The sequence below is a fragment of the Cohaesibacter intestini genome (assembly GCF_003324485.1).
Taxonomy (GTDB): Bacteria; Pseudomonadota; Alphaproteobacteria; order Rhizobiales; family Cohaesibacteraceae; genus Cohaesibacter; species Cohaesibacter intestini.
The window spans coordinates 841,807-860,972 of sequence record NZ_QODK01000002.1 but is presented as its reverse complement, the minus strand read 5'-3'; the positions used below and the strand labels follow the sequence as shown (position 1 = coordinate 860,972).

16 protein-coding genes are annotated in these 19,166 nt (G+C 55.9%); 6 read left to right on the top strand and 10 right to left on the bottom strand.

Annotated features, from left to right (window positions below; all coding sequences use genetic code 11):
* Window positions 1-2 precede the first annotated feature (2 nt).
* Both DSD30_RS09550 and DSD30_RS09545 read left to right on the top strand, forming a co-directional pair.
* On the top strand, window positions 3-488 hold the full coding sequence (locus DSD30_RS09550) for an ASCH domain-containing protein (RefSeq protein WP_114009390.1): 486 nt from the start codon (window positions 3-5) through the stop codon (window positions 486-488).
* Window positions 489-646: 158 nt separating this feature from the next.
* Complete coding sequence (locus tag DSD30_RS09545) at window positions 647-1,243, top strand: class I SAM-dependent methyltransferase (protein WP_157967630.1); 597 nt, start codon at window positions 647-649, stop codon at window positions 1,241-1,243.
* A gap of 1 nt (window position 1,244) precedes the next feature.
* Here the strand turns inward: DSD30_RS09545 and DSD30_RS09540 are convergent, their stop codons facing one another.
* The 5 genes from DSD30_RS09540 to DSD30_RS09520 form a co-directional block, all read right to left on the bottom strand.
* Window positions 1,245-2,477, bottom strand: coding sequence for an MFS transporter (locus DSD30_RS09540; RefSeq protein WP_198662887.1), 1,233 nt, complete (start codon window positions 2,475-2,477; stop codon window positions 1,245-1,247).
* Between the two features lie 121 nt (window positions 2,478-2,598).
* A complete protein-coding gene (locus DSD30_RS09535; protein WP_114009388.1) occupies window positions 2,599-3,777 on the bottom strand; it encodes a vWA domain-containing protein in 1,179 nt (392 codons plus the stop codon).
* 124 nt (window positions 3,778-3,901) lie between these two features.
* Entirely contained in the window at window positions 3,902-5,035 is a 1,134-nt protein-coding gene (locus DSD30_RS09530; protein WP_114009387.1) for a YcjF family protein, read from the bottom strand.
* Entirely contained in the window at window positions 5,032-6,567 is a 1,536-nt protein-coding gene (locus DSD30_RS09525; RefSeq protein WP_114009386.1) for a YcjX family GTP-binding protein, read from the bottom strand. Before DSD30_RS09525 ends, DSD30_RS09530 begins: the two co-directional genes overlap by 4 nt.
* A 115-nt stretch (window positions 6,568-6,682) precedes the next feature.
* Window positions 6,683-7,264, bottom strand: coding sequence for a SixA phosphatase family protein (locus tag DSD30_RS09520; protein ID WP_114009385.1), 582 nt, complete (start codon window positions 7,262-7,264; stop codon window positions 6,683-6,685).
* A gap of 256 nt (window positions 7,265-7,520) precedes the next feature.
* Here DSD30_RS09520 and DSD30_RS09515 point away from each other — a divergent pair, with 256 nt between their 5' ends.
* Window positions 7,521-8,813, top strand: coding sequence for an NAD(P)/FAD-dependent oxidoreductase (locus tag DSD30_RS09515; protein WP_114009384.1), 1,293 nt, complete (start codon window positions 7,521-7,523; stop codon window positions 8,811-8,813).
* Window positions 8,814-8,858: 45 nt separating this feature from the next.
* Here DSD30_RS09515 and DSD30_RS09510 read toward each other — a convergent pair whose 3' ends face one another.
* The gene (locus DSD30_RS09510) at window positions 8,859-9,701 is read right to left on the bottom strand and encodes an AAA family ATPase (protein ID WP_114009383.1); all 843 of its coding nucleotides are present in this window, start codon (window positions 9,699-9,701) and stop codon (window positions 8,859-8,861) included.
* Between the two features lie 353 nt (window positions 9,702-10,054).
* On the opposite strand from DSD30_RS09510, the gene DSD30_RS09505 reads away from it, so the two are divergent.
* The 3 genes from DSD30_RS09505 (at window position 10,055) to DSD30_RS09495 (ending at window position 14,852) form a co-directional block, all read left to right on the top strand.
* Complete coding sequence (locus DSD30_RS09505) at window positions 10,055-11,407, top strand: flagellar hook protein FlgE (RefSeq protein ID WP_114009382.1); 1,353 nt, start codon at window positions 10,055-10,057, stop codon at window positions 11,405-11,407.
* Window positions 11,408-11,479: 72 nt separating this feature from the next.
* On the top strand, window positions 11,480-13,336 hold the full coding sequence (gene flgK / locus DSD30_RS09500) for a flagellar hook-associated protein FlgK (protein WP_114009381.1): 1,857 nt from the start codon (window positions 11,480-11,482) through the stop codon (window positions 13,334-13,336).
* A 16-nt stretch (window positions 13,337-13,352) separates the two neighbouring features.
* Entirely contained in the window at window positions 13,353-14,852 is a 1,500-nt protein-coding gene (locus DSD30_RS09495) for a hypothetical protein (protein WP_114009380.1), read from the top strand.
* Between the two features lie 228 nt (window positions 14,853-15,080).
* Here DSD30_RS09495 and flaF read toward each other — a convergent pair whose 3' ends face one another.
* From flaF to DSD30_RS09475, 4 genes are all read right to left on the bottom strand, one after another.
* Window positions 15,081-15,449 carry a flagellar biosynthesis regulator FlaF gene (gene flaF / locus DSD30_RS09490; protein WP_114009379.1) on the bottom strand — a complete coding sequence of 123 codons (369 nt, stop codon included), beginning with the start codon at window positions 15,447-15,449 and terminating at the stop codon, window positions 15,081-15,083.
* The gene (gene flbT / locus DSD30_RS09485) at window positions 15,394-15,825 is read right to left on the bottom strand and encodes a flagellar biosynthesis repressor FlbT (protein ID WP_114009378.1); all 432 of its coding nucleotides are present in this window, start codon (window positions 15,823-15,825) and stop codon (window positions 15,394-15,396) included. The genes flaF and flbT overlap by 56 nt, the downstream gene beginning before the upstream one ends.
* 170 nt (window positions 15,826-15,995) lie before the next feature.
* Window positions 15,996-17,417: a flagellin N-terminal helical domain-containing protein gene (locus tag DSD30_RS09480; RefSeq protein WP_114009377.1), complete on the bottom strand. Its 1,422-nt coding sequence runs from the start codon at window positions 17,415-17,417 to the stop codon at window positions 15,996-15,998.
* A gap of 198 nt (window positions 17,418-17,615) precedes the next feature.
* On the bottom strand, window positions 17,616-19,037 hold the full coding sequence (locus DSD30_RS09475; RefSeq protein ID WP_280955307.1) for a flagellin N-terminal helical domain-containing protein: 1,422 nt from the start codon (window positions 19,035-19,037) through the stop codon (window positions 17,616-17,618).
* Window positions 19,038-19,166 lie beyond the last annotated feature (129 nt).

Genomic DNA, 19,166 nt, shown 5'->3' with positions numbered 1-19,166 from the left:
CGATGACCAAGCTGACTGCGGCGACTCAGGCCTTCTTTGATGCCTATCTGGACACCCTGTCGCTGCAGCAGCGTGAAGCGATGGCCTGTCGGCACGTGGCCGCAGATTATTTTTGCGCCGACGAAGTGAATGCCAATCTCTGTGCAGATCTTGTCCTGCGAGATGAAAAACGGGCCTCCTGCGGTCTGGCGCATTGGGTTGATAGTGGCCAAGAGCGGATGCCGCAGGTCGGTGATTTGCTGATTGTCCAGAATTGGAATCGCAATCCCGTGGCTTTGGTTGAGTTGATTGCCGTTGACCGCCTGCCTTTTCGTGCCATTGATGCTGACTTTGCTGCCGCCGAAGGGGAAGGCGACAAGAGTTATACTTGGTGGCGTGCGGTGCATTGGGACTTTTTCGCCAAGGAATTTGAAGAGATTGGTGGCGCGATGCGCGATGACGTGGAGATCATCACAGAGCGCTTTCGCCGTCTATGGCCTGCCGCCTGAAGGCTGAGCTTTGCTGCTCTGAGTTTCGTGCATTGACCTTGGCCGGTCAGGTCCTCTATTTTCACTTTGTTGAAAATAATGTCCGACGGTGTGCCATGTCCCCTTGCTGTTCTCCTTTGCCGACGTCTGGAAAAACCCGTTCGCTGTTTGGTGGCTTGATGCCAAACGGGGTGCACTGGGTCTGTGGCTTGCCGATGGTCACCCGGCAGCGTCAAAAGATCGTTCCCTTGGCGAGCGGGGATGTGGTGGAGATCGGGTTCGGATCGGGGCTCAATCTGCCCCATTATGACCGCTCCACGGTGACCAGTCTGATCGGTATCAATCCTGATGACGGCTTGCCCGCATTGGGACAGAAAGCCATCGCCGCGCACCACTTGCCTGCAACTTTGCTGGTGGAAAGTGCGGAAGCCATGTCTCTGCCATCAGCGTCAGCGGATTCGGTTGTGGTGACCTATAGTCTTTGTTCCATCCCAGATATCTCGTCAGCGTTGGCAGAAATTTACCGGATCCTCAGACCTCATGGCCGGCTTTTCTTTTGTGAGCATGGGCGATCGCCGAGCCTATTGGTGGCGCGGTTGCAGGATGGGCTGAATGCGCCATGGCGTTTCATGGCGGCGGGCTGTCATCTCAATCGCGATCCGGGTCGCTTGATTGCTGCGGCGGGCTTTGCGCTGGATCGCTATGATGTCTATGACCTGGGCGTGGGCACCGGTATCATCGGCACCCACCATTTGGGGATCGCCCGCAAGCTTTGAGCTATTCTGCGGGTTGTTTGGCAGCAGACTCTCCGGCCATCGGTGCCTTGGTGATCTTGCCGATCCATTCGCGCCCTTCTGCCGGGTCGCGCGGCACCAAACGGGCCAGTACCAGCGAAATGCCAGCCATGCCAGCGCCAAGGAAGAAGACGGCAGACGGGCTGACCAGCCAGATCAGGCCGAACAGAGCGGGAATGAAGACCGCTGCGATGTGGTTGATTGTGAAGGCAACCCCTGCGGTCGGGGCCATGTCACCGGGATCAGCGATTTTCTGGAAGTAGGTTTTCATGGCAATCGACATGGCAAAGAAACCGTGGTCGATGACATAAAGTGCCGCCGCCGCCCACGGATTGTTGACGAAGGCATAGGCGGTGAAAACGAGGATCAGGCCGACATATTCAACGGTCAGCATGCGGCGTTCGCCAAAGCGGCCGATGAATTTGCCGATTTGCGGCGCAAAGAACATGTTGAACAGGCAATTGATCAGGAACAGGGCCGAGACTTCGTGCACCTGATAGCCGAATTTCTCAACCATCATGAAGCCCGCAAAGACCGTGAAGATCTGCCGCCGGGCACCGCCCATGAAGGTCAGGGCATAATAAAGCGAGTAGCGTTTGCGGAGCACCAGTTGCTTTCGTTGCGGATGCGGGGCTTCAAAATGGGGAAAGGTCAGCCACAGGAAGCCGACCATGACAATGGTCAGAATGCCAGCAATGCCGAACACCATTTCAAAGGACAGATGGAAGGTCTTCCAAGTGATGAAGATGATGCCATAGGCGATCAGCTGGGCAAAAGCGGCAACCGACAGGATGCGGCCCATCATGGCGGGGGCCTTGTCCTTTGGCAGCCATTGCAGCGCCAGCGACTGGTTGGCGGTCTCGTAATAATGGAAGCCGATCGACATGATGATGGTGGTGAAATAAAGCCCCCAGACCGACGGCATGAAACCGGTAATGGCCACCCCGACTCCAAGGGTCAGCAGGGCCAGCAGAGCAAAGGTCTGCTCGCGCACCAACAGCAAAAGGAAAATGGCGGTGAAGGCCAGAAAGCCCGGAATTTCGCGGATTGATTGCTGAATGCCAATTTCGCGGCCGGTGAAGCCGACTTCATTGACCGCGAAGTTGTTGAGCAGGGTCCACCAGCTGGCAAAGGAAAGCTGCATTGCAGCGCTCATCAGCATCAGCATAACAAAAGGTGTGCGCCATGTGCTGTTGGTTGGATTGCTCACATTCATCGTTCGGGCCTTCATCGCAATTCACAAGAGGCCTGACGCTATCAGTAGAGTGACTGATTGGTCAAATGACAATGATTGATGCAGGCGATGGGAAGCATTGATGAATGCACGAGCCGTGCTGTTATCGCATCAGGGCGCGCATGGCTTCGTCGATGCCTTCTAGCGTCAAGGGGAACATCCGCTCCTGCATCAGCTCCTTTATGATGCCGATGGAATAGGTGTAGTCCCAGTGGCGCTCTGGCGTCGGGTTGAGCCAGACCACTTTGTCATAAACATCCTGAATGCGCGAGAGCCAGACAGAACCAGCTTCCTTGTTCCAATGTTCCACCGAGCCGCCGGGGTGGGAGACTTCATAGGGGGACATGGCGGCATCGCCGACGAAAATGATCTTATAGTCCGAGCCGAATTTATGCAGCAGGTCCCATGTGGGGATCTTTTCATTGTGGCGGCGGGCATTGTCCTTCCAGACATTTTCGTAAAGGCAATTGTGGAAGTAGAAATATTCCAGATGTTTAAATTCGGTATGGACGGCGGAAAAGAGCTCTTCGCAGATCTTGACGTGATCGTCCATCGAGCCGCCGACATCGAAGAAGAGCAGCACCTTCACCGCATTGTGGCGCTCGGGGCGCATCTTGATGTCGAGATAGCCTTTGTGGGCGGTGTTGCGGATGGTGCCGGACAGGTCCAGCTCGTCGGCGCTGCCGGTGCGGGCAAATTGGCGCAGACGGCGTAAGGCAACCTTGAGATTGCGGGTGCCAAGCTCGACGCTGCCATCGAGATCCTTGAACTCGCGCTTGTCCCAGACCTTGACCGCGCGGCGATGGCGGCTTTCATGCTGGCCGATGCGGACGCCTTCCGGGTTGTAGCCATAGGCCCCGAAGGGGGAGGTGCCAGCCGTGCCGATCCATTTGTTGCCGCCTTGGTGTCGGTCTTTTTGCTCAGTAAGGCGCTGTTGCAGGGTTTCCATCAGCTTGTCAAAACCGCCCAGTGCCTCAATCTCAGCCTTTTCCTCGTCGGTGAGGAATTTCTCGGCCAGCTTTTTCAGCCAGTCTTCCGGGATCTCGGCCTGCTCGACCGCATCAGAGAGGCTTTGCAGCCCCTTGAAGGTGGCGCTGAAGACCTGATCGAATTTGTCGAGATTGGTTTCGTCCTTCACCAAGGCAGCGCGGGAGAGATAATAGAAATCCTCGACCCGGCTTTCTGCAAGATCGGCTTCCATGGCCTCCATCAGCATCAGATATTCGCGCAAGGAGACGGGAACCTTGGCCGCTCGCAATTCTGCGAAAAAATGAATGAACATGGTGCCTCTTCTCTGCCGACCGCTGGAATGCGGATTTGCGGCTCGCCCCATGAGTTAGGCTGAGCGCAAGGGCAGGGTCAAGTCGTCTATGGATGGAGATGCCGTCCTGACAGGGGGCGCTGACTTACGCTCTGGTCTTCGACTTGGCCTGCTTTTTATCCTTCAATGGTTCGCCTTCCAGTTCTTCGGACTGGGCGCGCAGGGTCTTGATCACCGCGCCAAGCTTTGGCTGGGACTGGGTGACAAAGGGCATCGGTCGACACAGATCAATGCAGGCCAGCCCGATGCGGGCGGTGAGGATGCCATTCAGCAGACCTTCTCCCAATTTGGCCGACAGACGGGCGGCCAAGCCGTGGCCGACAATCTGCTGGATCAGGGTTTCACCTGCGGCCATGCCGCCTGTGACCGCCAGATGTCCTGCAATATGGCCTGACAGGCGCAGCATGGCGATGAAGCCGGGTCGTTTGCCATAGATTTCGGCAATGGCACGGACCATTCGAACGGTTTCGATCAGCACGACAAGGATGTCAAAGATGGGGCGGGGGCTGAGGGCGGTGACAAGAGCCACACGGCGAGCAGCCTGATGCACCCGATGGGTGGCAGCCTGATCCAAGGGCGGCATCAGGTGGTTTTCGGTCTGGGCGAGGATGTCTTCGGCATCAAACAGATGCGGCAAATCCTGTTTCAGGGCCTGACGGGCCTTGAAAAGTGAAGGCTGCTTGGCATAGAGCCCCAACAAGTCTTTCGCTATGGCCATGGTGCTTTTGCGGTCGCCATTGGCCTGCAACTCGACGATTTGCTCGCGCAGATTTCCCAAATGGGACAGCCGTCGCATAGCAAGATATTCGCGCAGTAAGAAGAAGAACAGCGACAAGGTGGCGATGGCAACCAAGGTTAGCCCCGCCCAGCCGAGATAGTCCCAACGGGCGAACAATTCACGCACCAAGCCATCAAGCCACAGGCCAAGGGCCATCATCACCACGCCGGACAGGGCACTCCAGAAGAAGGTGCTGAGCGACCAGCCTTTCTTGCGGGCGGGCTTGAAGCTTGGTTCTTCCAGCGTCTCGAACCGGTCGGCATAGTCCTCGCTGTCGGGGATATGGTCCGGTGTCATCGACAGGGTCGCGCCGGTGTTCGGGGTTGGCTGGGCCATGTCATCGCCATAGGCACCACGGTCGAGCTTGATGGCGCGCGGGGCGCGGCTGCCTGATTTGGAAGTCCCGTTCGAAGGTCCTTTCGAAGATTTGTCTTTGGTCATTTCAGAATGTCTCCGAGGAGGAAATCAAGGGCGCGATCAAGACGGATATGGGGCAGCGAGCGGGGCAGTCCCTCGGCGTCTTTTTCCAGATGAGGTGGCCGGAAGCGAACGAAACACAGGGGATCCTGAAACAGGTCATCTTCGTTTGGTTCGTCTTCCAATTGTGCAGCCTTGTCCGGATGTGGCCCCCAAGGTGCCGGTTGTCCGGCGGCGCGGAAAAACAGATCGGGATTGGCAGGCAAGTCGCCGGGGAAGAGGGCAAATTCGGTTTCGCCGTCAAAGGCATCCTCGCCCAGTATTTCGCCTTCAAGGGGAATGCCGACAAGGGACGGCAGCTCATCGCCTTCCACCGTCAGGGTGGCTTCGCGGGTGGCGCGGACCGCCGCAATGGCCATGGTCTGGCATTCGCCGCCGGAGGATTGTACCCGTTCGGTGGCCCGTTCAACCAGCCGGGCCAGAATGCGCTCGAGCCGGTCATGGGAGGTGTGGTGGAGATGGTCGGCCTTGGTGGCGGCAAACAGGATCTTGTCGATCCGGCGCGAGACCAGATTGCGCAGCCAGAAGCGCGAGCCGGGGCGGAAGGCCCGCAGGATCTCGGTGATGGTTTCTTCCAGCTCAGCCAAGGTTTCTGGCCCTTCATTCAAGGCGGCGAGCAGGTCGATCAGCACGATCTGGCGGTCGAGACGGGCAAAGTGATCGCGATAGAAGGGCACAACGATAGAGGCTTTATAGTCTTCAAAGCGCCGCTCCATCATCGCCCAGAGACTATGTTTGTCTTTGCTATAGAGGGCGTCGGGCAGGGGTGCAAAGGACAAAGTCGGGCTGTCCTGATATTCGCCGGGCATCAAAAAGCGCCCCGGCGTCAGCAAGGCATAGGCCCCGCGCGCCTGTTTGGCGGCGGTCAGATAGTCGGTGAAGTGCTTGGCGGTGCTGCGGGCAAGGGTTTCCAGATAAGGCTCGTCGCCCTGTTCTGGATTGGCGAGACTGGTGGCAATCCCGTCGCAATGGGCGAACCAGTCCCGTGCATGGGGGCTGTAAAGGGGCTTTGATGCCTGCTCGAAGGACCGGCTTGACCAGTCCCGATAGCTTAACTCCATCAAGGTCAAATCGAGCAGCCATTCGCCGGGATAGTCGACAATGTCGATGGCCATCCGATCGGAGCGAAAGGTGCGTTTGAGTGTTTCTTTCGATTGGTAGCGCAGGGACAGACGAACCTGGCTGGTGCGCGAAGTGGAAACAGGCCAGATGCGCCTGTCTGTCAGGTCGGCAATGTGGTCCTCATAGCGAAAGCGCGGTACAAGCTTGTCTGGCTGGGGGGCAATCTCGGCCGACGCGATCCGGCCGGTGGCATGGGCTTCGAAGCGCGGCAGGCGACCAGCATGGATGATGTTATGCAGAGCTGAGGAAATGAAAATGGTTTTGCCCGCCCGCGCCAGCCCGGTCACGCCGAGGCGGACGGATGGTTCGGCCATGTCACTGGCAAAGTCGGTGAGGTTGGATGCGGCGATGCGCATTTCATCGAAGAATTTCATATACCCTGCCTGATCTTGAGCGGCGTCTTGTCTTAAAAGCATGTAGGCACAGAAAGTGGCAAATGCAAATGCACATCACCGCGGCTATGGGATGGAAGTTTGATGTGCCAACGCTTTAGCGGCGAAAGAAGGTCGGAGCAGGGTTTTCAACCAGATGCGCCTCGTCGCTCCCTTCGACGTCATGGGTCAGATCGCGGGGCTTGATGAAATCGATCAGCTTGCCGCTGCCCGGCATGACCATGTTCCAATCATCGGTATTGAAATCAAGAACGGCGAGTGCGCCAGTTGGATATTTGTCTTGAAGAGCCAAAAGCAGGTCCACATCGCCACGCCCGGCCAGCCGGATCGCTGTGTCCTGAAGACCACTATTGTGGCCAACCAGCATGAGATTGCGGCTTTGTTTGGCGTGAAGGCGCAGCAGTGACAGATAGTCCGGTGCATTGCCCTCATAAAGCGCGTCAAGCAAGCTGAGACTGACATCGCCCGACAGTCCGGGAATGATGCCCGCCAGTGTTTCTTTGGTGCGCTGAGCGCTGGAGCAAAGAATCCGGTCGGGGTGATAGGCGCGCTCCTGCATGGCGCGGGCCAGCTTTGGCGCATCCTTGCGGCCTCTTTTGTTGAGGGGGCGGTCAAAGTCGTGCAGAGACGGATCTGACCAGGAGGATTTTGCATGGCGAAGCAAGTAAAGACGCAGCATTGTCAGTTCCTTTGGGTCAGTTCCTTTGGGTCAGATCCTTCAAGCCAGTCTCTGGAGTTCTGACTGTCAGAGGCTTCTTGGCACAAAAGCATAGACTTGTGCAAACCACTGGTGTGAGGGCAATCGGCACTGGCCTCGATTGAATGACGGCATTAACGTTGCCCCTTCACCACGGTTCTCGTTGGTGCGAACCCACCCATGACCATATTGGGGCTGCTCCGGCTGCGGCCATTCTATCGCAACAGGCTACATTTTCATGACAATGGACCATTATATCGACAGCTATTATCGTGACACCAAGGTCGATGCGGCCTTTCATGCGCCGATTGAGGGCGAGCAGGAGGCTGATGTCTGTGTCATCGGTGGTGGTCTGGCTGGTTTGACTGCAGCCCGCGAGTTGGCCAAGGCAGGCAAGTCTGTCATCTTGCTCGAAGGTCAGCGGATTGGTTGGGGGGCGTCGGGTCGCAATGGCGGTTTTGTCTCCAACGGCTATGCCGAGGGCATGCAGGCGCTTGAAGACAAATTGGGGCTGGATCATGCCAAGGCCCTGTTTGATCTGTCGGTGATGGGCACGGATTATGTGCGCAACACCATCGCAGCTTTGCAGCCTCCCGGCGTTGAGCCGAAAAAGGGCTGGCTGAGGGTGTTGCGCTACAGCAACGAAGATCAGTTGCGCCGCTCTGCGGACCATATGAAAGAGAAATATGGGCCCCGTTTCGGTGTCTGGACCACCGAGCAGGTGCGCGACAGTCTGGTCACCAAACGTTATTTTCAGGGGCTGAATGATCCAACTGCCTTTCATATCCAGCCGCTTAATTATGCCTTGGCGCTGGCAGCGGATCTGGTGGCTACAGGTGGGCGACTTTATGAGGCAAGTCCGGCACGCGCCCTGGATCGCTCGGGTGCTGGCTGGACGGTGACATGCGAGACCGGGGCGAGGGTCAAGGTGGGGGCTGTGCTGCTGTGTGGCAGCGCCTATATGCAGGATCTTTATCCCAAGCTTGAACGGGCCGTTCTGCCGGTGGCGACCTATGTGATCACCTCAGAGGCCATGCCAGAGCGTCTGGCTGAGGCGATCCGCTATGCAGGCTGCATTGGCGATACGCGCCGGGCGGGGGATTATTATCGGCTGGTTGAGGATGGCGCGCGGCTTTTGTGGGGCGGGCGTATCACCACGCGCCGCTCAGAGCCGAAGGCCTTGGCCGACATGCTGAAAAAGGACATTCTGGCGATCTATCCGCAATTGGGTGATTTCAAGATAGAGCACGCCTGGGCGGGGCTGATGGGCTATTGCGTTCACAAGATGCCGATCCTGCGGGAAATGGAACCCGGTTTATGGGCGGCAACCGGGACCGGTGGCCATGGCCTGAATGCCACAGCGACCATTGGTGTGGTGGCGGCAGAGGGGATTGCCGGCACGTCGGATCGCCATCGGCTGTTCAAGCCCTTTACCGCCCAGTGGGGTGGCGGGTCGATTGGCCGGATTGCGACGCAGATGGTCTATTGGGGTCTTCAATTGCAAGATATGTGGGAAGAGCGGCGCGGCTAGGGTCGCACCTGCCATTAGTCTTGAGCTGCGTCTTATCGCTGGCCGCTATCTCTGTCCTCTGGCCATGAAGGCGAGGCGCTGGAAGAGATGAACATCCTGCTCATTCTTCAGGAGGGCTCCATGCAACGGTGGAATGACCTTGGTGGCATCCGCCTCACGCAATGTTTCCAGATCGATATCCTCATTCAGCAGCAGCTTGATCCAGTCGAGTAGCTCCGAGGTGGAGGGTTTTTTCTTCAGACCCGGCACTTCGCGGACGGAGAAAAAGGTCGTGAGCGCCTGATTCAGCAAGCGGTTCTTGATGCCCGGATAATGCACCTCGACAATCTCGCGCATCGTCTCTTCATCGGGGAACTTGATATAGTGGAAGAAGCAGCGGCGCAGAAAGGCGTCGGGCAGTTCCTTCTCGTTGTTTGAAGTGATCAGGATGATTGGCCGCTGCTTGGCCTTGACCAATTCACCAGTCTCATAGACATGGAACTCCATCCGGTCGAGTTCCTGCAACAGATCGTTGGGGAACTCGATGTCGGCCTTGTCGATTTCGTCAATCAGCAGGACAGGGCGCTTGTCTGAGACAAAGGCCTCCCAGACCTTGCCGCGGCGGATGTAATTGGCAATGTCCTTGACGCGTTCATCGCCCAGCTGGCTGTCGCGCAGGCGCGAGACCGCATCATATTCATACAGACCCTGCTGCGCCTTGGTGGTCGACTTGATGTTCCATTCGATCATCGGGGCGTCGAGTGCCGTGGCGATTTCGCGGGCAAGTACGGTCTTGCCAGTGCCCGGTTCGCCCTTCACCAGAAGCGGGCGTTCCAGCGTGATGGCGGCATTGACCGCGATGCGCAGATCGTCGGTGGCGACATAATTGGACGTACCTTCAAATCGCATGCTTTCTCCCCTTGCTGAGCCCTGATGCGGTTGCAGCTCTTTGTGGTTCTGATGTTTTTTGTTGCCGTTTCCATCGTCTGACCTATCGCGGCAATCAGGACGGTGCAATGGGAAATTGGGCGATAATGGCCTGATATCTCGCAGACGGACAGTCTTTCATAGGGCAGAAATGGGCCATGCAGGCGGGCAAAAAATGCCGCTTGTGGTTCAGTAGGGGCGTTTATTACCTGCTTAACAAGAGGTTAAATTTTCTAGTTAATTGAAATTTAAAGGGAATTTTGATTCTTCCAGTTGGCCCGGTTTTTGCTCTTCAGATTGGCAACCTGATTTGTACCTGATCAAAGGGAAGTACCATGAGTCTTTATTCGGCGCTTACGACCTCCGTTGCGGGCATGGCTGCGCAATCCAAATCGATGCAGAATATTTCCGGCAATATCGCCAACACCTCGACGGTTGGCTACAAGCGAGTCGATACCGCTTTCGTGGATCTCGTCAGCAACTTCACCTCAAACAAGTCCGCACAGACTTCCGGCTCGGTCATGACCAACTCCCGTCAGACCAACACGGTGTCTGGTCCGATTGGGTCGTCTGATACTTCAACCCATATGTCGATCAGTGGGGATGGTTATTTCGTCGTTTACGAGAAAATCGGTGAAACCGATGGCACACCGATTTTTGACGGCACGCCGATGTATACCCGTCGCGGTGACTTCACCCTTGATGAGGACGGCTATTTCGTCAACGAAGCCGGGCATTATCTGGCAGTGATCGAGTTGGATGATGCAACCGGCAATCCGGTGAGCTCCGTGCCGCAGCCTGCGACCTTTGAGGAAGGCTTTATGGCTGCCGAGGCGACCACGACCGTCAAATATACCGGCAACCTGCCAGCGGTTCCGTCCACCACTGATACTGCAGGCAGCATGATCACGCCGGGTGCGGGTTACACTGTTGATCCGACCTCGGCCGGTGCCGGTGTCGTGCAGGCGCAGGACGAAACCCAGTTTCTGTCTCAGACCATCTCTGGCGGTGCTATCACCACCTATATCGCCAATGGTGAGAATGCGTCCCTACAGCTGCGTTGGGGTAAGATTTCCGACACCCCTGATACATGGAACCTTTACTACAAGTCGGATTCCACTGCCACCGGCACCGCAACCAAGTGGACCAATGTCGGTCAGAACTATACCTTTGACTCCACAGGTGCGATGACAGCACCTACCTCAAACGTTACTGTCGCAGGCATGACGGTTGATGGCATCAACCTTGGCAATATCGTCCTTGATCATGGCGGTAATGGCATCACGGCCTTCGCCACTCAGACCGGTGTTGCCAACATGAACCTGTCGCAGGATGGCGCGGCTGCTGGTGAGCTGACCAACATCAGCATCGACAGCTCAGGCCATGTTGTGGCCAACTATTCGAATGGCAAGTCGAGCAATCTGGCTGAGATCATTCTGGCTTCCTTTGACGGTGATAACTATCTGGCCCGTGAAAGCGGCGGCGCCTTCCGGGCAACGGAAGATTCCGGCGAGGCCATTCTGGGTGCCACCGGCTCCATTCGTGGCTCGTCGCTGGAATCTTCCAACGTCGATATTGCGGACGAATTCTCCAAAATGATCGTTTCCCAGCAGGCCTACACGGCCAATACCCGCGTGCTGTCGACTGCACGCGACATGCTGAGCGAAGTGATGCAGGTTATTCGGTAACAGATGATTGAGCCGGCCGCATCGATTGTTTGGGTGCGGCGGCTTTCCTATAGGTGATTTGGAGATTGGTTCATGGGTCTTGGTCTTGCACTTTCTGTCGCGTCCTCGGGGTTGCGCACGACCAACCGTGAGCTGGAGATCACTGCCTCCAACATCACCAATGCCAATACGCCGGGCTATACGCGCAAGGTCTCCAATCGTGAAGATGTGACCGTCGATGGCAAGGTGACAGCGGTCATCGGGACCACCGTTCAGCGGACCATCGATGAGGTGGCGCAGAAACAGCTATGGACCGAAACCGCCGCCAGCAATTATACCAACGTGATGGCCGATTATCTGGGTCAGGTGGATGCCACCATGGGACAGCCAGGTGGTGCCAATGCGCTGGACACCTTGCTGAACTCCTTCTCGAATGCATTGCAGACCTTGCAGACGTCACCAGATGATGCCGCAAGCCGTTTGGATGTGCTCAATGATGCGGCCATTCTGGCGCAGAAGATCAATCAATCCGCCGACAAGGTGCAGTCTTTGCGGCAGGACGCGGAATTTGCCATTGAGACGGCCGTTGAGGACATGAACCGCCTGCTCAAGGATATCGAAGATATCGATGGGCGGATTCAGGAAATGACGCTCAACCAGATTGAGCCAGTCGCCATGATGGATCAGCGCGATGCCCTGATCAGTCAGTTGTCGGAACTGGTGCCTCTGCGGGTCGATGATGCGCCGAACAATTCCGTTCAGATTTCGCTTGAGAATGGTGTCACCATCTATGATCAGGTGGCCTCGCAGTTCGAGTTTGATGCCTATGGCACCGTCAGCGCGGAAACCAAGCGAGACAGTGCCACGGGGCAGGGGCTGCTTGGTAGCCTCAATCTGGTTTCGCAGGGTGGCACGCGCCATGACATGACCGACACCGGTGGCTTTGAGGGTGGCAAGATCGGTGCCCTGTTTGAGCTGCGCGATGAGGTCCTTGTCGAGACCCAGAACCAGCTTGATAGCCTCGCTGATGGTCTGGCAGATGCCTTTGCCAAATATGACGTGGCCGGGACAGCGGCAACAGCAGGCGCGCAGGCTGGCTTCGATGTCGATCTGACGGGGCTGCAATCGGGCGACGAGTTCACTCTGACCTATCAGGATGTGGGGACGGGTGAGACCAACGTCGTAACGTTCGTGCGGGTGGATTCTGCCGCGTCGTTGCCGCTGGGCGATGATGTTACCGCGCGCAATGACGATACCGTTGTGGGGATTGACTTTTCCGGCGGTATGGCCAGCGTGGCAACTCAGATTCAGGCCGCTCTGGGCGGTGCCTTCAGCGTTAGCAATCCGTCCGGCAACTCCATCCGCATTCTGGATGATGGAGCCGCAAACACAGTGGATGTGACCGCGCTGGACGCTCGCATGACGGCGACGGGCCTTCAGGATCAGGCTGGTGCTTTGCCCTTCTTCGTGGATGGTGGCACAGGTCCGGGGCTTTATACCGGCAGTGTTGATGGCATGGTCCAGCAGACCGGCTTTGCTTCTCGCATCCAGGTTAATGCCGCTTTGGTGAATGACCCATCGTTGCTGGTCAAATATAGCGCCGGGATCGGGGCGTCTGATCAGACGCGTCCGGATGCGATGTTTGATGCGCTCAACAACACCTCGCTGCAGTTTAACCTGAAAGATGGTGGCGCTCCGGTGACCATGAGCGTGGATGAATATGCACGCGAAGTGATCGCCTATCAGTCCCAGCAGAGTGCAACCGCCAAGACCCGGAACGAGGGCCAGCAAATCGTCATGAACAATGTCATGGCGCGTTATGAGGAAGGCTCGAAGGTTGATATCGACTCCGAGCTGGCGCATCTGCTGGAGCTGCAAACCGCCTATACCGCCAATGCCCGTGTGATGACGGCCGTCAAGGAGATGATGGACTCCTTGATGCGCATTTAGGAAATGAGACACAAAGATGATCAGTGGACTTAACGGCTTTTCTTCTACGATGCTGATGACGTCGCTCAGTCGCAATTCCGCCCAAATGGAAGAACTGACGGTTCAGATCAGCACTGGCAAAAAGGCACAGACCTATGGTGGGTTGGGCGAGCAGTCTTCCAAGGCGCTGGATCTGCGGTCGGACATTTCAACCTTCAAAGGGTTTCAATCGACGATCGCGCAAGCCAAGCTGCAGATTTCGATGATGAACACCGCTCTTGAGCGGATCGTTGATATTGGATCTGAGGTCAGTGGGTCTGCAACGTCGACAGAATACAACATCACTGACACCAATCAGTCGGTCGGTCAGATGACGACGACGGCTTTTGTCAAGGAAATATTGGGGCTGCTTGACACTGAGGTGGATGGAGACTTCGTTTTCTCCGGTACCACGTCCGAGATTGAACCGACGCGCAACTACGACCAGATCATCAATGGCTTTGGTGGTGAGGAAGGGTTGATCACTGTCACCGACGAACGCATGCGGGCGGATGCCGGTGCGGATGGCCGAGGACGGCTAACGCTGTCGGCAGCTGCTGGGACGGTGACGCTGGCCGAACAGGCGACCGACTTTGGCTATAAGCTCGAAGCGGTCACCAGCACGTTGAGCAATGCCACGGTCACCGGGCCAACTGGCGCGCCTTTGTCGGTCGATGTCGCGTTTACCGGGCAACCCGATCCTAATGAGGTTCTGTCCTTCACCTTCACGCTGCCGGATGGATCAAATGAAGTCATTCAGCTCAAAGCGGGCTCGGGTGCTTCCGATCCGGGGGAAGGGATCTTTTCCATTGGCGCAACGCCTGCGGACACCGCGGCCTCGCTGGAAAGCGTGCTGGCTTTCCAGATCGAGAAGAATGTTCAGGATGAAGGGGAGGCTGCGTCGCGCATACAGGCGGCTATGGACTTCTATGATACATCCAACGGAGGTGAGCCCAAACGTGTTGTTGGGACGCCTGAGACGGCCACCACGCTCGATACGGCCACCAATGCCGGTAAGCCAACGGTCAATTGGTATCTTGGTGACAACAATCCTGGCAACGCGCGCGACACTGCCAAGGCACATGTCGACAGTCATCTGGATGTTTCTTATGGGGCGCGAGCCAATGAGAAAAGCATCGTGCGTCAGTTGGCCTATATGACTGCTTTCACATTGCCGTCCTATGATCAGGACAGCAGCGTTGATCAGGATCGTTACTCGGCGTTGGCCGATGCTGTGTCAGCGGGGCTGTCGAGTGCGAACCAGGGAGATGTGGTCAAAACGATCCAGACCCAGCTGGGGGTGGCAACGAAGATGTTGTCCGATGCCAATACGAGGCACACGACCAGCCTGAGCATGTTGCAATCTGCATCAGATGGCATCGAGGCAATTAACGATGAAGAGGTTGCCGCGAAAATCATGGTCATGCAGACACGTATTGAAGCCTCCTATCAGGCGACGTCCATGCTTTATAATCTGACGCTAACAAAGTTTATGTAAATCTGTTGCTTACGTGCAGGCGCCGGTTGCTTGATGTATTGGGCAGCGAGTTTAAAAGAAGGTGGCACGGGCCACCTTTTTCTTTGTCTATACTTCTGTTCATTCGCGTTCAAATGCTTCGAAGGGCGGCGTTTGTGATCGTCAAACGAAAAAATGCGCCAACCGGTGTGGTGGCGCATTTGGCATTCCTGCTCGCATCCTATCGAAGCTTCGCTTGCTTGCCGGCTTTTAGCCGTTGGCGCGCAGGCCTTCTGCGATGTTGCGATTGATGTTGATCAGGCTGTCGACAGTCTTGTTTTGCGGATCAGCCATCACATCCAAAGTGTGATTGAAGGTAAAAAGGCCAAGATTAACAAGGTTTTGGCGCAAATCCTTCGGCATTTCATGGTTTTCGTCAAGCAATTCGCCGACGAACAAGGTCCAAACATGACGGTTGAAGGTCAGTGCGTGATCAAGCTCTTCACGCGTGGCTTCTTCCGACTTGGTCCGCTGCAGGTTGGCTGCTGCCTTGATCAACAGGGCTGCTTCGCGCTCGCGCGGCTCACCCCCCTGATAGCCCGTCTCCTGATAGGCTCTCGCTGCGGATTGGTTGTACATCTCGGAGCAACTCCTCTTCGTACTTTATAAGCGCCTTGGTTTCCTTCAAAGCAGGATAGAGGGAATAGGTTAATATTTTCCTATTTATGGCGTCTATAATAGTTAATGCACTGGGAGCCGCCTGTAGAAATTCATTCACCAAAGTAAAATAGGTTTCTCTGTGCTTTTCCAGATCCTGACCCAGATACATCAACTGAACGCAAAGATAGATGCGTTTGGCGGGGCTGTTGGCGGTTTCGCTGGTCAGGATATCCTTCTCTCTGAGGATAGGCGCTTCACCATCCACGAACAATTTGGCGCGGTTCTCTCCATTGGTGATGACGCTATTGCCGATGATGATTTTTTCGCCGGGGCGCAACTCGATCTTGAGGGGCATGGGACCTCCTGTTTGTCGCAAGTCTTCGTGTTGAGGCTTGCTCTTTCTTCCTAGAGGAGTTGGGGGCTCTTGGAAAGAATAAAGACGCTGGAGCGCGGGATCGCTGCGTGGCAGAAACAAAAAAAGGCGAGGAAATCCCCGCCTTTCTAATCGCCTTACGAAGGAACCGATTAGGCCCGGAGGAACCGGGTAACGGCCTGGTCTGCCTGGGAAGCCAGAGACAGAGCAGTGGTGGACAGGGTCTGGCGGGTTTGCAACGCCAGCATGTTCGCACCTTCTTCGTTGGAATCTGCGAGAACCAGAGCATCCGCACCGGTCTGCAGGGTATTGATGCTTTCCTTGGTGTAGTCCTTACGGATCTGCACGGTGGAAAGGTTGGAACCGAAGGTCGAAGCCTGCTTACGAAGGGTCGTCAGGGCGTCGGCCAGAGAGTCCAGTTTCAGGTTTGCTTCGTCAGAGCTCAAGGACGTTGCTGCACTGATGCTCAGGCCATCAGAAGTCAGGTCAGCAGACTTGATTTCGAGTTCTGATTTCTTTTCATCACGATGTTCGTTGAACGATACGGTCAGGTCGTTGCCTGTACCGTTGATCAGGTTGATGCCGTTGAAGCTGGAGTCAGCTGCAAGCGAGTCGATCTGGTCAAGAATATCGTTGAACTGGGTGACGAGTTCAGAGTTGTCAGCATCCGAGGTGGAGGCCTGGTTGGTGATGGTGAAGGTATCAGCGTCACCAGAGGTCGCACCAGCGGTGAATTCAACATCAGTACCACCAGCGTCACCTACCGTACCGGTGGAGCCATCTGCCAGTTCACCAAGCCCGTCAGTGGAAGCACCAAAGCCGAGAGCTGCTGCCAGAGACGTACCGGTGGTGCCGGCCTGCGTGGTAGCGGTTTCGGTATCGGTGTTGACCAGCTGCAGTTCCAACTCTTCGTTGCCATTGGCTTTCAGGTCAAGACGGCCGTCATCGGTGATCGATGCGGTTGCAACGCCAGACGCGTTGATGTCGTCAACCAGATTGCTGATGGTGTAGTCGTCGGTGCTGGTGGAAGCGGAGCCGTCTCCGTCCAGATAGCTTTTGCCAGTCGCCGTGAAGTGGGCGTTCAAATCGAAGGTCGACGTGACACCATTTTCAGACGTGGAAGTGATCGTCAGGTTCGAGCTGGTGCCCGCGGTGAAGCCCAGAGTGGTAAGGGTCTGGTTTTCTGCACGTGCCTTGGTGGTCGAGCCTGAAGAACCCGCAGTGTTGATGCCGGCATCGGACTGGATGTGGGTGCCGCTGGAATTGCTGTTGGCAGACTGAGACTGACGAACAGTAGACTGTGCACTTTCAACCAGCTTGGTGATGGCTTTGATGCCGTTATCAGCTGATTCCAAGGTTTTGATCGAGTTGCCAATGCCATCGAGAAGGTTGCTCAAATCGGCCGCACGGCTGCTCAATCCCTGGGACGTAAAGTAGTTGGTTGGATTGTCCAACGCTGAGTTAACTTTTTTACCAGTTGCCAGACGGTTCTGCGTTGTGGACATCAAGTCCGCAGTATTCTGGAGTGACAACAAGTTCTGGCGCACGCCAGCAGAGAGAGTGATATCCGACATTGTGTTACCTTTCTGGGTACTCGAATACAATATTGACCTTTTTCTAAGGCTTAGTCGGATGATCGCTATGAAAGGCTAATTTAAGGTTAATAGAGTGTGCAGGAACGTCGTTAAAGACATTGGTGAACAGATTATTAACGACAAAAAAACGGCGGGAATGTCCCGCCGTTTTGGATTTTAGTGAAATTTTGGTTGCTGTTAAGCGCGCAAGAAGCGCAGCACAGCCTGGTCTGCCTGAGACGCCAGGGAAAGGGAGGTGGTGGACAGGGTCTGGCGGGTTTGCAGCGCCAGCATGTTTGCACCTTCTTCGTTGGAGTCTGCGAGGACCAGCGAGTCTGCACCGGTCTGCAGGGTGTTGATGCTGTCTTTCGTGAATTCCTCACGAATGGTCACCGTGTTCAGTTTCGAACCGAAGGTCGAAGACTGGGCACGCAAGGTGGAGAGGGCCTCGGAGAGGTTATCCAGCTTGGTGTTGGCTTCATCAGAACTCAGAGAGGTCGCACTACCGATGCTCAGGCCCGTGGCGGTGAGGTCGGCAGATTTGATCGTCAGTTCGGACTTCTTGCTGTCACGATGCTCGTTGAAAGCAACGGTCAAGTCACTGCCTTCGCCATTGATCAGGTTCACACCGTTATAGGTGGCATCTGATGCCAATTCGTCAATCTGATCGAGAATGTCGTTGAACTGGGAAACCAGTTCGGCATTGTCAGCGTCAGACGAGGAGGCCACGTTGGTAACCGTGAAGGTATCAGCATCACCAGACGTTGCGCCTGCGGTGAATGCAACGTCGGTACCACCAGCGTCACCAACCGTACCGGTGGAGCCATCAGCCAGTTCACCCAGTTCGTCAGCGGATGCACCAAAACCGAGAGCTGCTGCCAGTGAGGTACCGGTGGTGCCGGCCTGCGTGGTTGCGGTTTCGGTATCGGTGTTGACCAACTGCAGTTCCAGTTCGGCGTTGCCGTTGGCTTTCAGGTCCAGACGTCCGTCATCGGTGATCGAAGCCGTTGCAACGCCCGATGCGTTGATGTCATTAACCAGATCGCTGACGGAATAGTCGTCGGTGCTGGTGGATGCAGAGCCATCGCCATCAAGCAGGGTTTCGCCGGTTGCTGTAAAGTGAGCATTCAGGTCGAACGTCTTGGTCACGCCATTTTCAGAGGTAGACGTGATGGTGAGGTTGGAGCTGGTACCGGTGGTGAAGCCCAGATTGGTAAGGGTCTGGTTTTCAGCGCGAGCCTTGGTGGTGGATCCAGTGGAGCCCGACGTGTCGATGTTGGCGCCAGACTGAATGTGGGTGCCGCTTGAATCGCTGTTGGCCTGCTGAGCCTGACGAACGGTCGACTGCGCACTCTCTACCAGCTTGGTGATGGCTTTGATGCCATTGTCAGCTGCTTCGAGTGTTTTGGTTGCGTTGCCGATACCGTCAAGAAGGTTGCCCAGCTCGTTTGCCCGCGTGCTGAGACCTTGAGAGGTAAAGTAACTGTTTGGATTGTCCAACGCGGAGTTGACTTTCTTACCCGTTGAAAGCCGGTTTGCCGTATCAGACATCATGCTTGCAGTGTTCTGCAAAGAAAGCAAATTCGAGCGAACGCCTGCTGAGAGAGTAATTCCTGACATAATCCCCATAACCTTTCTGGTTTTTGTACTCGAGACCGTCCTTGGTCGTGGGGAAAGAATGTCGGAAAACCGAAAATCAATAGTAAAATTATATGGTTAACAGATGTCAGGGTTAATTATGAGTTCTCT

Bases quoted from the DNA above. Each gene is read 5' to 3' on its own strand.
- DSD30_RS09550 (WP_114009390.1), top strand. From the start codon at position 3: ATGACCAAGCTGACTGCGGCGACTCAGGCCTTCTTTGATGCCTATCTG.
- DSD30_RS09545 (WP_157967630.1), top strand. From the start codon at position 647: ATGCCAAACGGGGTGCACTGGGTCTGTGGCTTGCCGATGGTCACCCGG.
- DSD30_RS09540 (WP_198662887.1), bottom strand. From the start codon at position 2,477: ATGAATGTGAGCAATCCAACCAACAGCACATGGCGCACACCTTTTGTT.
- DSD30_RS09535 (WP_114009388.1), bottom strand. From the start codon at position 3,777: ATGTTCATTCATTTTTTCGCAGAATTGCGAGCGGCCAAGGTTCCCGTC.
- DSD30_RS09530 (WP_114009387.1), bottom strand. From the start codon at position 5,035: ATGACCAAAGACAAATCTTCGAAAGGACCTTCGAACGGGACTTCCAAA.
- DSD30_RS09525 (WP_114009386.1), bottom strand. From the start codon at position 6,567: ATGAAATTCTTCGATGAAATGCGCATCGCCGCATCCAACCTCACCGAC.
- DSD30_RS09520 (WP_114009385.1), bottom strand. From the start codon at position 7,264: ATGCTGCGTCTTTACTTGCTTCGCCATGCAAAATCCTCCTGGTCAGAT.
- DSD30_RS09515 (WP_114009384.1), top strand. From the start codon at position 7,521: ATGACAATGGACCATTATATCGACAGCTATTATCGTGACACCAAGGTC.
- DSD30_RS09510 (WP_114009383.1), bottom strand. From the start codon at position 9,701: ATGCGATTTGAAGGTACGTCCAATTATGTCGCCACCGACGATCTGCGC.
- DSD30_RS09505 (WP_114009382.1), top strand. From the start codon at position 10,055: ATGAGTCTTTATTCGGCGCTTACGACCTCCGTTGCGGGCATGGCTGCG.
- flgK (WP_114009381.1), top strand. From the start codon at position 11,480: ATGGGTCTTGGTCTTGCACTTTCTGTCGCGTCCTCGGGGTTGCGCACG.
- DSD30_RS09495 (WP_114009380.1), top strand. From the start codon at position 13,353: ATGATCAGTGGACTTAACGGCTTTTCTTCTACGATGCTGATGACGTCG.
- flaF (WP_114009379.1), bottom strand. From the start codon at position 15,449: ATGTACAACCAATCCGCAGCGAGAGCCTATCAGGAGACGGGCTATCAG.
- flbT (WP_114009378.1), bottom strand. From the start codon at position 15,825: ATGCCCCTCAAGATCGAGTTGCGCCCCGGCGAAAAAATCATCATCGGC.
- DSD30_RS09480 (WP_114009377.1), bottom strand. From the start codon at position 17,417: ATGTCGGATATCACTCTCTCTGCTGGCGTGCGCCAGAACTTGTTGTCA.
- DSD30_RS09475 (WP_280955307.1), bottom strand. From the start codon at position 19,037: ATGTCAGGAATTACTCTCTCAGCAGGCGTTCGCTCGAATTTGCTTTCT.